Below are 15,007 nucleotides of genomic sequence, written 5' to 3'. Positions count from 1 at the left end.
GTGCGCGTGTCTGAGCGATTTGCCGAGGTCCACGGCGCAGTGATCGAATCCGTCGACGACTATTACAGCCGGGGTCAGCGCCGGAAGGCCGGTGCCAACGGGACGATCGGTCGTGCCGAGGTGGACCGCATCGTCGTCCAGGGGGCGCGCGAGCACAACCTCCACGACGTCGGCGTGGAGCTGCCCCGCAACGCGTTCATCGTCTTCACCGGGCTCTCCGGGTCGGGGAAGTCGTCGTTGGCCTTCGACACGATCTTCGCCGAGGGTCAGCGCCGGTACGTCGAGTCGCTCTCGGCCTACGCGCGCATGTTCCTGGGGCGGGTGGACAAGCCCGACGTCGACTTCATCGAAGGGCTCTCCCCGGCGGTCTCCATCGACCAGAAGTCCACTTCGCGGAACCCTCGCTCCACGGTGGGCACCGTCACGGAGATCCACGACTATCTGCGCCTGCTCTGGGCGCGCATCGGCGTGCCCCACTGCCCGGTCTGCGGCGAGACCATCGAGCGGCAGACCCCGCAGCAGATCGTGGACCAGATCCTCGACCTTCCCGAGCGCTCCCGGTTCCAGGTGCTGGCACCGGTGGTCCGCGGTCGCAAGGGAGAGTTCAAGGACCTCTTCCGGGACCTCGCCGGCCAGGGCTTCGCGCGCGCCGTCGTCGACGGCGAGACCGTCCAGCTCAACGAGCCGCCGGTCCTGGAGAAGCAGATCAAGCACCACATCGACGTCGTGGTGGACCGCCTCGTCATCCGCGAAGGGATGCGCCAGCGGCTCACCGACTCGATCGAGACCGCGCTGCGATTGGCCGAGGGCCGCGTCGTGGTGGACCTGGTGGACCTCGCCGCCGACGGGACTCCGGAGGATCCGGAACGGGTCCCCGAGGGGCTCGTCGGCCCGAAGCAGCGCAGCTTCTCCGAACACCTGGCCTGCCCGAACGAGCACCCGCTGCCCATCGATGAGATCGAGCCGCGCTCCTTCTCCTTCAACTCGCCGTTCGGCGCCTGCCAGACCTGCTCCGGCATCGGCTCCCGGCTCGAGGTGGATGAGGAGCTCGTCATCCCCGACGACACCCTGTCACTGCAGGACGGAGCGATCGCGCCGTGGAACCGCGGCAAGGCCTCCAGCGAGTACTGGATGCGGCTCATCCGGGCCCTGGCGGAGGAGCTCGAGTTCTCCGTGACCGTCCCCTGGCAGGAGCTGCCGAAGAAGGCGCGCACGGCGCTGCTGCAGGGGCGCAACCACAAGGTCGTGGTGCAGTACCGCAACCGCTTCGGCCGGGAGCGCAAGTACTCCACCGGCTTCGAGGGCGTGCTCTCCTACCTGCACCGCAAGTATGAGGAGACCGAGTCGGACAACGCCCGGGACCACTACGAGCAGTACATGCGGCAGGTGCCGTGTCCGGCCTGCGACGGTCAGCGGCTGAACCCGGCCTCCCTCTCGGTGCTCATCGAGGGGCGCTCCATCGCCGAGGTCTCTCGCCGACCGCTCGAGGAGGTCGTCGAGTTCTTCGCCACGCTCAGCCTCTCGGCGCGGGACGCCACGATCGCCGAACAGGTCCTCAAGGAGATCCTGGCTCGGCTGAACTTCCTGCTCGACGTGGGCCTGGGCTACCTCAACCTGGAACGCGCCGCCGGCACGCTCTCCGGCGGAGAGGCCCAGCGCATCCGGCTGGCCACACAGATCGGCTCCGGACTCGTGGGCGTGCTCTACGTGCTCGACGAGCCCTCCATCGGCCTGCACCAGCGTGACAACAGCCGGCTCATCGGCACGCTCACCCGGCTGCGGGATCTCGGCAACACGCTCATCGTCGTGGAGCACGACGAGGACACGATCGCCGAGGCCGACTGGGTCGTGGACATCGGCCCGGGAGCGGGGGAGCGCGGCGGTCGTATCGTGCACTCCGGCTCCGTGGAGCGGCTGAAGGCCAATGAAGACTCCATCACCGGGGACTATCTGGCGGGCCGCCGGACCATCGCCGTGCCCGCACAGCGGCGCCCGCTCGACACGGAGCGCATGCTGCGCATCGTCGAGGCCCATGAGAACAACCTGGCCGACGTCAGCGTGGACCTCCCGCTCGGCGTCTTCTTGGCGGTCACCGGGGTCTCCGGCTCGGGCAAGTCGACCCTGATCAATGAGATCCTCTACAAGTCTTTGGCGAATCGGCTCAACAACGCCCGTCAGGTGCCGGGCCGTCATCGTCGGATCGACGGGGTCGACCACCTCGACAAGGTCATCCATGTCGACCAGAGTCCGATCGGGCGCACCCCGCGCTCGAATCCGGCCACCTACACCGGCGTGTTCGACCACATCCGCAAGCTCTTCGCCGAGACCCAGGAGGCCAAGACGCGCGGCTACCAGCCGGGGAGGTTCTCCTTCAACATCAAGGGCGGCCGCTGCGAGGCCTGCTCGGGCGACGGGACGCTGAAGATCGAGATGAACTTCCTCCCCGACGTCTACGTCCCCTGCGAGGTCTGCCAGGGAGCCCGGTACAACCGGGAGACCCTGGAGGTCCACTACAAGGGCAGGAACATCGCCGAGGTCCTCGCCATGCCGATCGAGGAGGCCGCTGAGTTCTTCTCCGCGTTCGCGCCGATCGCCCGGCACCTCACCACCCTGGTCGACGTCGGACTGGGATACGTACGCCTCGGTCAGGCCGCCACCACGCTCTCCGGAGGTGAGGCGCAGCGCGTGAAGCTCGCCTCCGAGCTGCAGAAGCGGTCCAAGGGTCGCAGCATCTACGTGCTGGACGAGCCCACCACCGGTCTGCACTTTGAGGACATCCGCAAGCTCCTCGGTGTGCTGCAGGGCCTGGTGGAGAAGGGCAACACCGTGGTGACGATCGAGCACAACCTCGATGTCATCAAGTCTGCGGACTGGGTCATCGACCTCGGCCCGGAGGGTGGCACCGGGGGCGGACTCATCGTCGCCGAGGGCACGCCGGAGCAGGTCGCCGAGCACGCCGAGAGGACCGGATCGCACACCGGGACGTTCCTGCGCACGGTGCTGTGACCTGCGGCCCGGGCCGTCGCGCTGGCTGTGACGGGCCACTCAGCGGGTACACTGAACCGCGGCCCAGCACGAACGGCGCCCTGCGCCCGGCGACACGAAGGAACTGCACGTGAGCACAGACCCCACCGCGCCCCTTCGGAAGCGCGTGGTCACCCACGATGCGATCCGGAAGACCTTCGCCGCGTATGTGAAGATGACCTGCCGCCCCACCATCACCGGCCTGCACCACGTGCCCGACGACGGCGGCTTCGTGGTGGCCAGCAACCACCTCTCGTTCCTCGACTCGGTGCTGATCCAGGCGATCTTCCCGCGTCCGGTGAGCTTCTTCGCCAAGGCTGAGTACTTCACCCAGACCGGGCTGAAGGGTCGGGCCATGAAGATGTTCTTCGAGTCGGTGGGCTCGGTGCCCGTGGAGCGGCAGAGGAAGTCCGCCAGCGTCGAGGCGCTGCATCAGCTGGGCGACATCGCCTCGTCCGGTTTCGGGGTGGGCATCTACCCAGAGGGCACCCGCAGCCGCGACGGCCGCCTCTATCGTGGCAAGAACGGCGTGGGCTGGCTGGCGCTGGCCACCGGCGTCCCGGTCGTCCCGGTCGGGCTCCGAGGCACCGAGGACCTCCAAGCGGCGGATTCCAACCGGGTGCGCCCGGCGAAGTTCGAGATGCACGTCGGAGAGCCCCTCCACTTCGAGCACATCGGCGAGCGGCATCCGCTGCCCATCCGCCGCGAGGCCACGGCTCGGGTCATGGACGCCATCGCCGCGCTCACCGGACAGGAGCGCGTGGACAGCTACAACAGCCCTCCGGTCGACAGGACTGACGTCGGCGACGATGGCTGACCCCGCCTCCTACCGTCCCCGGCAGGGAGAGATCCCGACCTCCCCGGGGGTCTACCGTTTCATCGACCCGCACGGTCGGGTCGTCTATGTCGGCAAGGCCAAGAACCTGCGCGCCCGGCTGAACTCCTACTTCGCCCGGCCGGCCGGCCTGCCGCCGAAGACCTACGCCATGGTTCACACCGCCGCGCAGGTCGAGTGGACGGTGGTCGGCTCCGAGCTCGAGGCGATCCAGCTCGAGTACACCTGGATCAAACAGCACGCTCCGCGGTTCAACATCATGTACCGCGACGACAAGTCCTATCCGTACCTCGCCGTCACGATGAATGAGAAGTACCCCCGGGTGCAGGTCATGCGCGGTGACCGCCGACCCGGTGTGAAGTACTTCGGGCCCTTCCACCCCGCCAAGGCCATCCGCGAGACCGTGGACACGATGCTGCGCGTGTTCCCGGTGCGCAGCTGCTCCTCAGGGGTGTTCCGGCGCGCTGAGGCGGCCGGGCGACCCTGTCTGCTCGGGTACATCGACAAGTGTTCGGCCCCCTGCGTGGGCAGGGTCAGCCCCGAGGAGCATCGTCGGCTCGCCGAGGAGTTCTGCGAGGTGATGTCAGGGCGGCCCGGCCCTCATGTCCGTCGCATCCAGGCGCAGATGGACGAGGCGGTCGCGGAGCTGCGCTACGAGGACGCCGCCCGTCATCGCGACGACCTCGAGGCCCTGCGTCGGGTCTTCGAGCGGAACGCGGTGGTGCTCTCCGAGGACACCGAGGCCGACATCTTCGCCTTCGCCGAGGATGAGCTCGAGGCCGCGGTGCAGGTCTTCCACATCCGCCAGGGGCGGATCCGGGGGCAGCGCGGCTGGGTCGTGGAGAAGGTGGAGGAGACCGACTCCGCCGGCATGGTCGAGCAGCTGCTGCTGCAGGTCTACGGCTCCATCGAGGACGCCGAGCGCATCCCGCGTGAAGTCCTGGTGCCGGCCCTGCCCGAGGATGCCGAGCAGATCGGGGCGTGGCTGCGGCAGCGCCGTGGGGCCGCCGTCGACCTGCGCGTGCCTCAGCGTGGCGACAAGGCCGCCCTGCTGGGCACCGTGCGGGAGAATGCCGAGCAGGCCTTCGCCCTGCACAAGGCGCGACGCTCGTCGGATCTCACCACACGTTCCCAGGCGCTGCGTGAGCTGCAGGAGGCGCTGGACGCTCCGGAGCCGCTGCTGCGCGTCGAGTGCTATGACATCTCTCACACCTCCGGGACTCATGTCGTCGCGTCGATGGTGGTGCTCGAGGACGGCCTGCCGAAGAAGCGCGACTACCGGCGCTTCTCCCTCCGCGGTGAGGCGGCCCGCGACGACACCAGCGCCATGCATGATGTCATCACCCGGCGCTTCGCCCGCCACCTCGAGGAGCAGATGGCCCTCGACACCCCGGGAAGCGCACCTGAGGAGGAGCCGGGGGAGGAGCGAGTGGAGGAGGCCGGGGAGGAGGCCGGAGAGGAACCTCACGAAAAGGCCCCCGCCTCCGCGGAGAACCCGGGGGAGGACCCGGCGGTGGACCCGGTGGAGGACACGGCGGTGGACCGCGAGGGTGCTCGCTTCGCGTACCCGCCCAGCCTCGTCGTCGTCGACGGTGGCCAGCCGCAGGTCGCCGCGGCGCGTGCCGCGCTCGACGCGCTGGGCATCACAGATCTGCCGGTGATCGGTCTGGCCAAGCGCCTCGAGGAGATCTGGCTGCCCGATGACGAGTTCCCGCTCGTGCTGCCGCGCACCTCCCAGGCGCTCTACATGCTTCAGCGCATCCGGGATGAGGCCCACCGCTTTGCGATCGCCTATCACCGCAGCAAGCGTTCTCGCGAGATGACTGCCTCCGCCCTCGACGACGTCCCGGGCCTCGGCCCGGCTCGGCGCCGCGCGGTCGTCGAGCACTTCGGTTCGGTGGCGCGGCTGCGGCGAGCCAGCGTGGAGGAGATCACCGAAGTCCCCGGTGTCGGGGAGGCCACCGCCCGGCGGATCCTCGAACACCTGGCCGCTGAGGGCTGAGGTCTCCAGGTCAGGGTCGGTGCAGAGAGATTGTTGACCGCGCTGCCGGGGACGTAGGCTTCCGGGTATGAGCGACGGACTGATCCCGGTGAAACCCCCCGAGAACGAGCTGCTGATCGTCACGGGCATGTCGGGCGCCGGACGCACTACGGCGGCCCATGCGCTGGAGGACCGCGGATGGTATGTGGTCGAGGGGCTCCCCGCAGAGCTCATCGGCACGATGCTTGACCTCATCGCCCGCAACCCCGGGTCGGTGGAGAAGCTCGCCGTGGTCATCGACGTCCGTTCGCGCGGGCCGTTCTCCGACATGCTGGACGCGCTGGGACAGGTCCGCGCCGCCGGCATCACCTACCGGATGCTCTTTCTGGACGCCTCCGACGAGCTCCTGGTGCGCCGCTTCGAGCAGGCGCGTCGTCCCCACCCGCTGCAGGGCTCCGGGCGCATCCTCGACGGCATCGTGGCCGAGCGGGACATGCTCAAGGAGGTCAAGGCCGGTGCCGAGGTGGTGGTCGACACCACCGATCTCAACGTCCACGGGCTGGCCCGCGAGATCACCGAGATCTTCGCCGAGGACGGCCCCATCCAGCTGCGGCTGAACGTGATGAGCTTCGGATTCAAGTACGGGGTGCCCGCTGACGCGAACTTCATCGCCGACGTCCGCTTCGTCCCGAATCCGCACTGGGTCCCGGAGCTGCGTCCGTTGACCGGACTGGACGAGCCGGTCCGCGAGTACGTGCTCGTCGACGAGGGTGCCGGTGAGTTCGTGGACCGCTATGTGGAGGCGCTCAAGCCTGTGCTGGAGGGCTATCGGCGGGAGAACAAGCACTACGCCACCCTTGCGGTGGGCTGCACCGGAGGCAAACACCGCTCGGTAGCCATCTCGGAGGAGCTGGCCCGCCGCCTGGACCAGGTCCCCAACGTCACGGTGAACACCGTGCACCGCGACCTGGGTCGGGAATGAACATGGCGCAGCCCTTCCCGGTGCCGCAGCCGACCGGGCCGGTGCCGATCGTCCCCTCGACGGCCCAATCCCGCGGCGCGGTTCCTTCGCGCCGTCGTTCCTTCCGGGTGTCCGCGCTCGGCGGCGGACATGGCCTCTCCGCGACGCTGGCGGCCCTGCGGATCATCGCCGCGGAGCACCTGACGGCTGTGGTCACCGTCGCCGACGACGGCGGCTCTTCGGGCCGCATCCGCCAGGACATGGACGTTCTCCCGCCTGGAGATCTGCGCATGGCGCTGGCCGCGCTGTGCGACGACACCGAGTGGGGCAGGACCTGGGCCCAGGTCATGCAGCACCGGTTCCGCTCCCGCGACGGAGTCAGCGGGAGTCTGGACGACCACGCCATGGGCAACCTGCTGATCGTCGCACTCTGGGAGCTCATCGGCGACCCGGTGGGCGGGCTGCGTTGGGCCGGGGCTCTGCTCGGCGCCCGTGGACAGGTGCTGCCGATGTCCCGGGAGCCGCTCACGATGTCGGGTCTGGTCCATCGGCCGGCCCGGCCGGGGGAGGAGCCTCCGGAGCCGATCCGGGTCTCCTCCCAGGTGGAGCTGGCCCATGCCGGCCAGCTCGGGCGGCTGACCGGGGTGCGCCTGCATCCGGAGGACGCCCAGGCCTGCACCGAGGCGGTGACCGCCATCGAGCTCTCCGACTGGGTCGTCTTCGGACCGGGGTCCTGGTACACCTCGGTGCTGCCGCATCTGTTGCTGGACGGGCTCAGCACTGCTCTGTGTGAGACCGAGGCCAAGCGGTGTATTGTGATGAACCTCACGGCGGACACGGATGAGACTGTCGGGATGTCCCCGGCGGATCATCTGGAGATCCTCATCGACCACGCTCCTGACCTGCACGTGGACCGGATCATCGCCGATCCGGCCTCTGTGCGGGGCGACGAGCGCACCGCCTTCGAGGATGCGGCGGCGCGGCTCGGTGCCCATGTCAGCTACCACCGAGTGCACAAGGAGGAGGACCCCGAGGTCCACGACCCGCTCCGCCTGGCGATCGCCTTCGACGAGGTCTTCGGGACCTGAGGGTCGAAGACCTGGATGGGAGGCTCTGCGTCCTGCATGTCATGCGGCTCACACCCTCGACGCCTTGCCCAGCTGATTCCAGTACCATGTCGAAGCCCGTTGCCGAGCTGACCGCGACAGAATTCACCGGAGGAACGTTCATATGGCGCTGACCGAGTCGGTCAAGGAAGAGCTCTCTCGCCAGGAGATCTCCACATCCTCCGAGCGCAAGGCTGAGGTCTCGGCCATGCTGCGGTTCGCCGGCGGGCTGCATATCATCTCGGGTCGGATCGTCATCGAGGCCGAGCTCGACCACGCCGCGACCGCCAGGCGGCTGCGGGCCGCGGTCACCGAGGTCTACGGCCACTCCAGCGAGATCATCGTGGTCTCCGGCAGCGGGCTGAAGAGGGGGAGCCGCTATGTGGTCCGGGTGGTGCGCGAAGGGGAGGCCCTCGCCCGCCAGACCGGACTCCTCGATGCCCGCGGGCGCCCGGTGCGCGGCCTGCCCTCGGTGATCGTCAACGGATCCGTCGCGGACGCCGTCGCCGTGTGGCGCGGAGCCTTCCTCGCCCACGGTTCGCTCACGGAGCCGGGGAGGTCCTCCTCGCTGGAGGTCACCTGCCCGGGCCCTGAGGCCGCGCTGGCGCTCGTGGGTGCCGCCCGCCGATTGGGCATCACCGCCAAGGCGCGCGAAGTGCGCACGGTGGACCGGGTGGTCATCCGTGACGGTGACTCCATCGCTCAGCTGCTCACCCGCATGGGTGCCCATCAGGCGCTGCTGGTCTGGGAGGAGCGCCGGATGCGCAAGGAGGTCCGTGCCACCGCCAATCGGCTGGCGAACTTCGACGACGCTAACCTTCGACGCTCCGCACAGGCCGCCGTGGCCGCCGGGGCTCGGGTGGAGCGTGCGCTGGAGATCCTGGGCGAAGAGGTGCCTGAGCATCTCCGGTATGCCGGCGAGCTCCGGCTGCAGCACAAGCAGGCCTCGCTGGACGAGCTGGGCCGGCTGGCCGAGCCGCCGATGACGAAGGACGCCATCGCCGGACGTATCCGGCGGCTGCTCGCCATGGCGGACAAGCGGGCCCAGGACCTGGACATGCCCGGCACCGACATCAATGTCACGCCGGACATGCTCGACGGCTGACCTCAGTCGCCAGGAAGCATTTAGGAATGCCTAAATATTGATCTCGGCAGTGCATTTCCTCCCGTGGTGAACATCGGCTGTCATAGTCGGTAACCCCTTATGCGTTCTCGGTCGGGGTCATAGGATTGAAGGCGATCGGGGCTCGACGTCCCGGCCCGATGAATCCCTGCTGCAAGGAGTACCGCATGGCTGAGTACACGCTTCCTGAACTCGACTACGACTACGCCGCTCTGGAGCCGCACATCTCCGCGCGCATCATGGAGCTGCATCACTCCAAGCATCATGCGACCTACGTCAAGGGTGCCAACACGGCGCTGGAGAAGCTCGCCGAGGCCCGAGAGAAGGGCGACTACGCCACCACGCCGAAGCTGCTGAAGGATCTGCAGTTCAACCTGGGCGGCCACACCAACCACACGATCTTCTGGAAGAACCTCTCCCCGGAGGGCCAGGAGCGTCCCGAGGGCGAGCTCGCCGCCGCCGTCGACGAGTACTTTGGCTCTTTCGAGAAGTTCCAGGAGCAGTTCACCCAGGCCGCGCTGACCATCCAGGGCTCCGGCTGGGCGATCCTCGCCTTCGAGCCCCTCGGCGGCAACCTGGTGATCGAGCAGTTCTACGACCAGCAGAACGGCGTGCCGGTGGCCACCACCCCGTTGCTGATGCTGGACATGTGGGAGCACGCGTTCTACCTCGACTACCAGAACGTCAAGCCGGACTACGTGAAGGCGTTCTGGAACATCGTGAACTGGGAGGACGTGGCCCGGCGCCTGGAAGCGGCGCGCTCCGGCGCCGCCAAGCTGGTCACTCCCTGACCCGCGGCCGGGAGTCTCTCCCGGCCCGGACTCAGGTGGTCCATATCGTGGACTCATGCCGAAAAGCTCACCCGTGATTCGCTGAGGTATGAGAGAATATGACCTGATAATTCAAGACTGCGTTCTACGGACAACCTGAGAACAACGAAGTTGTTGGGGGTCAGTGGCGCCGGGCGAGAGCCCGCGCTGCTGATCCCCAACGTGTTTCTCGGGACAGTTTCGACCCGCTCCGGCTCCCGGGGCGAGGCACGCAGTCCGCGCACCTCATCGGTCCGCCGACCCGGTGGACGGAGAAGTCTAGGAAGGGAACCTATGGCGACGAAGATCGCGATCAACGGCTTTGGACGCATCGGCCGCAACGTGCTCCGTGTGATCGAGGACCAGGGGCATGACCTGGAGCTCGTGGCGATCAATGACCTCACCGAGCCCGGCCAGCTGGTCAACCTGACCAAGTATGACTCGGTCCTCGGCCGTTTCCCGCAGGACGTCTCCCTCGACGGTGAGCACCTCGTCGTCGGTGACCGTCGCATCCGCCTGCTCTCGGACCGCGACCCGGCGAACCTGCCCTGGGGCGAGCTGGACGTGGACGTCGTCCTGGAGTGCACCGGCTTCTTCACCACCAAGGACACCGCCGGCAAGCACCTGGAGGCCGGTGCGAAGAAGGTCATCGTCTCGGCCCCGGGCAAGGGCGTGGACGCGACGCTGGTGATGGGCATCAACGAGGACACCTACGACGCCGAGAACCACACCGTGGTCTCCAACGCCTCGTGCACCACCAACTGCCTGGCTCCGCTGGTGAAGGTCCTCAACGACGAGTTCGGCATCGTCGAGGGTCTGATGACCACCGTGCACGCCTACACCGGCGACCAGCGTCTGCACGACGCCCCGCACAGCGACCCGCGCCGCGCCCGCGCCGCCGGCGTGAACATGGTGCCGACCTCAACCGGTGCGGCCGCCGCCATCGGTGCGGTCATCCCCGAGGTCGACGGGAAGCTCGATGGCTTCGCCGTCCGCGTCCCGGTGATCACCGGCTCCGGCACCGACCTGACGGTGACCGTCGAGAAGGACGGTGTGACCGCCGACGACGTCAACGCGGCCTTCAAGAAGGCTGCTGAGGCGGAGCTCAAGGGCATCCTGGCCTACAACGAGGACCCGATCGTGTCCTCCGACATCGTCGGAGACCCGCACTCATCGATCTTCGACGCGCCGCTGACGAAGGTCATCGGCCACACCGTCAAGGTGTTCTCCTGGTATGACAACGAGTACGGCTACAGCTCGCGCCTGGCGCAGATGGCCGTGCACGTCGGCGCCAAGCTCTGAACGGTTCACCGCCCCTGCGGCCGGTGATCCGATGACCGAGGCCCCGCCTGCCCGACCGCCTGCGCGGACGTGGCAGGCGGGGCCTCGTGCGTTCCGCCCGTCCCGATCCCTCTGACCGATTGGTACTCTGAATCCCATGACTGCCTCCACTCTGGACACCCTGCTGACTGACGGCGTCACCGGACGTCGCGTCCTGGTCCGTTCGGACCTCAACGTCCCCCTCGACGGCGGGGCCGTCACCGACGACGGCCGCATCCGCGCCTCTCTGCCGGTGCTGGAGAAGCTCGCCCAGGCCGGCGCGAAGGTGCTCGTCACCGCCCACCTGGGCCGACCCAAGGGGCAGGTGGACCCGCAGTTCTCGCTGGCCCCCGTCGCCTCCCGCATGGCTGAGCTCAGCGAGGTCCCGGTGCGTCGCGCCGAGGACCTGGTGGGCCCCTCCGCGACGCAGGCAGCCGCTGATCTGGCCGACGGCGAGATCCTGCTCCTGGAGAACGTCCGCTTCGACCCCCGCGAGACCTCCAAGGACGGCGCCGAGCGTGCGGCGCTGGCTGCTGAGCTGGCCGCGCTGACGGGCGGGTCCGGCGCCTACGTGAACGACGCCTTCGGTGCGGTGCACCGTCGTCACGCCTCGGTCGCCGACATCACCTCCGAGCTGCCCGCTTACCAGGGGGACCTGGTGCGGGACGAGCTCGTCGTCCTCGAGCGGCTCACCGAGTCCCCGCAGCGCCCCTACACGGTGGTGCTGGGTGGGTCCAAGGTCTCGGACAAGCTCGCCGTCATCGAGAACCTGATGGCCCGTGCTGACACGCTGCTCATCGGCGGCGGGATGGTCTTCACTTTCCTGAAGGCACAGGGCCACGGGATCGGCAACTCCCTGGTGGAGGATGACAAGCTCGACACTGTGCGCGGCTTCCTCGCCGCGGCCGAGCGTCACGGCTGCCGCATCGTGCTGCCCACCGACATCGTCATGGCCTCCGCCTTCGCCGCCGACGCGGAGCACGAGGTGCTGCCGGTCGAGAAGCTGGAGTCCGGTGCCCATGGTGCCGAGGCGCTGGGTCTGGACATCGGCCCGGAGACGGCCGAGGCGTTCGCGCGAGAGATCGGCGACTCGAACACCGTGTTCTGGAACGGCCCCATGGGCGTCTTCGAGATGGAGGCCTTCGCCTCCGGCACCGCAGCGGTAGCCCGGGCGCTGACTCAGACGCAGGCCTTCACCGTGGTCGGTGGCGGGGACTCCGCCGCGGCCGTGCGAGGTCTGGGCTTCGAGGAGTCCGGCTTCGGCCACATCTCCACCGGCGGGGGCGCGAGCCTCGAGTACCTGGAGGGGAAGTCCCTCCCGGGCATCGACGCGCTGCAGCGCTGATCCGCCGGATCCAGGGCATTCTGAGACCCCACGCGACACCCCGCGACCGACCACTGTTGGAAGGACCACCCCACTCATGACCGCACAGAAGGACGGACAGTTCGTCCGCCGCCCGCTGATCGCCGGCAACTGGAAGATGAACATGGACCATATGCAGGGCATCGCCCTGGTCCAGAAGCTGGCCTGGACTCTGGACGACGCAGGCCACGACTTCGAGCGCGTGCAGGTCTCGGTGTTCCCGCCGTTCACCGACCTGCGCGGAGTGCAGACGCTGGTGACCGGTGACAAGCTCTCGCTGGACTACGGTGCCCAGGACCTCTCCGAGCACGACGCCGGCGCCTACACCGGTGACATCTCTGGACAGTTCCTCCATCGCCTGGGCTGCGCCCAGGTGCTCATCGGCCACTCGGAGCGCCGGGAGGTCCATGGGGAGTCGGACGAGCTCCTCAACCGCAAGATCCGCGCCGCGCTGCGCCACGAGCTCGTGCCGGTGCTCTGCGTGGGCGAGGGCCTGGAGGTCCGCCAGGCCGGAGAGCACGTCTCGCACACCCTGGCGCAGCTCGATGGTGCGCTGGAGGGCCTCGGCGCCGAGGAGCTCAGCCAGCTTGTCGTCGCCTACGAGCCCGTGTGGGCCATCGGCACCGGCGAGGTCGCCGGGCCGCAGGACGCCCAGGAGATGGCCGCGGCTGTCCGCGCCCACCTGGCGCAGCGCTACTCAGCGGAGTTCGCCGACGGCGTGCGCGTGCTCTACGGCGGCTCCGTGAAGGCGAAGAACGTGGCGTCGATCCTGGCCGGTGCCGACGTCGACGGCGCCCTGGTCGGCGGCGCGAGCCTGGAGGCTGAGGAGTTCGCCGGCATCGCCTCTTTCGAGAAGCATGTCGACACGGGCGACGCAGGCTGACGCGCCGGGTTATCCTGATAGCTGCTGAAACAACAACCGTCCACGAAAGGCCGCTGTGTCTGCACTGACCATCGCCCTCCAGGTCCTCCTGGCCGTCATCAGCCTCCTGCTGATCCTGCTGATCCTGCTCCACAAGGGTCGCGGCGGCGGCATGTCCGACATGTTCGGCGGCGGCGTGACCTCCTCGCTGGGATCCTCCGGCGTTGCGGAGCGCAACCTCAATCGGCTCACCATCACGCTCGGCGTGATGTGGGGCCTCATCGTCGTCGCGCTCGGCCTGCTCATCCAGGTGAACGTGGACGTCTGACCGGTCCGGGGGAAGCGTCCCCCCGCACGTCATCGCGAAGGCCCGCGACCCAGCCCCGTGAGGGGCTCGGTCGCGGGCCTTCCGCATGGTGGGGGCGTCTCGTGAGGAGGCCGGGAGCTGCTCAGCCGCCCCCCCCGGGTCACCCTCCAGATGCTGTGCGGGCAGATCGCGGCGGCGCAGGGGGTCGGGAGGACTCGGACCGATGTGGTCGATGCGTCGGCGGAAGGGGGCCTTCGGGGAAGAAGAGCCCTCCGATCACGTCCACGCCCACCAGGTCGCCGGGAGCCGGCTGCCAGCCCGCGGTCTCTCCGCGCATGCGCCGGCCCGACCAGTTCAGCTCCACCGTGTGGGCATGCCGGCCGTAGAGGCTGGAGACCACGTCGGCACCTCCGGTCTCCTCCGGACCGACGGGGGAGAGGACCACATGGTTCGGCGTCACGGCGAGCTGACCCGGCACCGAGGGCTCACCCGCGGGAAGGTCGGTGGAGACGTTGCGTCGGGGAACCATCAGCGGGAGCCCGTCCGCGTGGAAGCCGTGTGAGTCCAAGACCCCGCTCAGGAGCGTGGCGTCGTTGAGGAACTGTGCGACGAAGCCGGTGGCCGGCTGCGCCACGACCTCGGCAGGGCGGCCTGCCTGCAGGATCCGCCCCTGGTGCAGGACCACGATGCGATCTGCGATGGCGAGAGCCTCGGAACGGTCATGGGTGACATGCAGGACGGTGAGGCCCAGATCCTTGGCCATCGACTGCAGCTGGGAGCGCAGCGTGGCGCGCAGCGGCTCGTCCAGCGCGGAGAGAGCCTCGTCGAGCAGGAGCACACGGGGCTGGTGGATGATCGCCCGGGCCAAGGCGACCCGCTGACGCTGTCCGCCGGAGAGCTGGTCGGGCCGACGTCCTCCCATGCCCGCCAGCCCCACCAGATCCAGCACCTCAGCGACGCGCCGTTCCCACCGGGGTCGTCGGACGCCGGCTAGCTTGAGCGGGTAGGCGATGTTCTCGCCCACCTTCATATGCGGCCACAGCGCGTGCTGCTGGAAGACCATCCCGAGTCCGCGGTGCTCCACGGCGACGAGGCTCTCCGGAGCTGAGACTGGGGCGCCGTCGATGCTGATGGTCCCTGCGCTCGGGGAGATGAAGCCGGCGAGGCTGCGCAGCAGAGTGGTCTTCCCTGATCCGGACGGCCCGACCAGGGCGATGAACTCGCCGTCGGCGATGTCCAGAGAGACGGACCTCAGGGCCTGATGCCCGTCGGCGAAGGTGACGTCGACGGAGTCGAAGTTCACGGTGCTCATGGCG

General features: G+C 68.6%; 12 protein-coding genes. 11 read left to right on the top strand and 1 reads right to left on the bottom strand.

Translation table 11 applies throughout. The features are described from left to right. The first annotated feature begins 120 nt into the window (after positions 1-120). From uvrA to secG, 11 genes are all read left to right on the top strand, one after another. Positions 121-3,006: an excinuclease ABC subunit UvrA gene (gene uvrA, locus ODE13_RS10650; RefSeq protein WP_322479339.1), complete on the top strand. Its 2,886-nt coding sequence runs from the start codon at positions 121-123 to the stop codon at positions 3,004-3,006. A 145-nt stretch (positions 3,007-3,151) separates the two neighbouring features. Next, complete coding sequence (locus tag ODE13_RS10645; RefSeq protein WP_416210668.1) at positions 3,152-3,841, top strand: lysophospholipid acyltransferase family protein; 690 nt, start codon at positions 3,152-3,154, stop codon at positions 3,839-3,841. Further along, positions 3,834-5,861 (top strand): excinuclease ABC subunit UvrC, encoded by a 2,028-nt coding sequence (gene uvrC, locus ODE13_RS10640; protein WP_322479244.1) that lies wholly within the window; start codon positions 3,834-3,836, stop codon positions 5,859-5,861. Before ODE13_RS10645 ends, uvrC begins: the two co-directional genes overlap by 8 nt. A gap of 67 nt (positions 5,862-5,928) precedes the next feature. Continuing rightward, positions 5,929-6,822 (top strand): RNase adapter RapZ, encoded by an 894-nt coding sequence (rapZ, locus tag ODE13_RS10635; protein WP_179542599.1) that lies wholly within the window; start codon positions 5,929-5,931, stop codon positions 6,820-6,822. A 2-nt stretch (positions 6,823-6,824) separates the two neighbouring features. After that, positions 6,825-7,889: a uridine diphosphate-N-acetylglucosamine-binding protein YvcK gene (locus ODE13_RS10630; protein ID WP_322479243.1), complete on the top strand. Its 1,065-nt coding sequence runs from the start codon at positions 6,825-6,827 to the stop codon at positions 7,887-7,889. 142 nt (positions 7,890-8,031) lie between these two features. Next, positions 8,032-9,012, top strand: coding sequence for a DNA-binding protein WhiA (gene whiA / locus ODE13_RS10625; protein ID WP_179542601.1), 981 nt, complete (start codon positions 8,032-8,034; stop codon positions 9,010-9,012). A gap of 185 nt (positions 9,013-9,197) precedes the next feature. After that, positions 9,198-9,821 (top strand): superoxide dismutase, encoded by a 624-nt coding sequence (locus ODE13_RS10620; protein WP_179542602.1) that lies wholly within the window; start codon positions 9,198-9,200, stop codon positions 9,819-9,821. A gap of 312 nt (positions 9,822-10,133) precedes the next feature. Beyond that, the gene (gene gap, locus ODE13_RS10615) at positions 10,134-11,141 is read left to right on the top strand and encodes a type I glyceraldehyde-3-phosphate dehydrogenase (protein WP_322479242.1); all 1,008 of its coding nucleotides are present in this window, start codon (positions 10,134-10,136) and stop codon (positions 11,139-11,141) included. A gap of 136 nt (positions 11,142-11,277) precedes the next feature. Then, positions 11,278-12,504, top strand: coding sequence for a phosphoglycerate kinase (locus tag ODE13_RS10610; RefSeq protein ID WP_322479241.1), 1,227 nt, complete (start codon positions 11,278-11,280; stop codon positions 12,502-12,504). Between the two features lie 76 nt (positions 12,505-12,580). After that, positions 12,581-13,405 carry a triose-phosphate isomerase gene (gene tpiA, locus ODE13_RS10605; protein WP_179542605.1) on the top strand — a complete coding sequence of 275 codons (825 nt, stop codon included), beginning with the start codon at positions 12,581-12,583 and terminating at the stop codon, positions 13,403-13,405. Positions 13,406-13,460: 55 nt separating this feature from the next. Continuing rightward, positions 13,461-13,712 carry a preprotein translocase subunit SecG gene (secG, locus tag ODE13_RS10600; RefSeq protein WP_179542606.1) on the top strand — a complete coding sequence of 84 codons (252 nt, stop codon included), beginning with the start codon at positions 13,461-13,463 and terminating at the stop codon, positions 13,710-13,712. A 139-nt stretch (positions 13,713-13,851) separates the two neighbouring features. On the opposite strand, the gene ODE13_RS10595 is transcribed toward secG, so the two are convergent. Next, on the bottom strand, positions 13,852-15,003 hold the full coding sequence (locus tag ODE13_RS10595) for an ABC transporter ATP-binding protein (RefSeq protein WP_322479240.1): 1,152 nt from the start codon (positions 15,001-15,003) through the stop codon (positions 13,852-13,854). Between the last annotated feature and the right edge of the window lie 4 nt (positions 15,004-15,007).

Origin of the sequence: Nesterenkonia sp. HG001 (assembly GCF_034438835.1) — a bacterium.
Lineage (GTDB): Bacteria > Actinomycetota > Actinomycetes > Actinomycetales > Micrococcaceae > Nesterenkonia > Nesterenkonia xinjiangensis.
The sequence above is the reverse complement of the archived record's forward strand: the minus strand, read 5'-3'. Positions and strand labels throughout refer to the sequence as shown.

Coding starts and splice junctions, on each gene's coding strand:
- rapZ (WP_179542599.1), top strand. CDS start 5,929: ATGAGCGACGGACTGATCCCGGTGAAACCCCCCGAGAACGAGCTGCTG.
- ODE13_RS10610 (WP_322479241.1), top strand. CDS start 11,278: ATGACTGCCTCCACTCTGGACACCCTGCTGACTGACGGCGTCACCGGA.
- ODE13_RS10620 (WP_179542602.1), top strand. CDS start 9,198: ATGGCTGAGTACACGCTTCCTGAACTCGACTACGACTACGCCGCTCTG.
- gap (WP_322479242.1), top strand. CDS start 10,134: ATGGCGACGAAGATCGCGATCAACGGCTTTGGACGCATCGGCCGCAAC.
- ODE13_RS10630 (WP_322479243.1), top strand. CDS start 6,825: ATGGCGCAGCCCTTCCCGGTGCCGCAGCCGACCGGGCCGGTGCCGATC.
- uvrC (WP_322479244.1), top strand. CDS start 3,834: ATGGCTGACCCCGCCTCCTACCGTCCCCGGCAGGGAGAGATCCCGACC.
- ODE13_RS10595 (WP_322479240.1), bottom strand. CDS start 15,003: ATGAGCACCGTGAACTTCGACTCCGTCGACGTCACCTTCGCCGACGGG.
- tpiA (WP_179542605.1), top strand. CDS start 12,581: ATGACCGCACAGAAGGACGGACAGTTCGTCCGCCGCCCGCTGATCGCC.
- whiA (WP_179542601.1), top strand. CDS start 8,032: ATGGCGCTGACCGAGTCGGTCAAGGAAGAGCTCTCTCGCCAGGAGATC.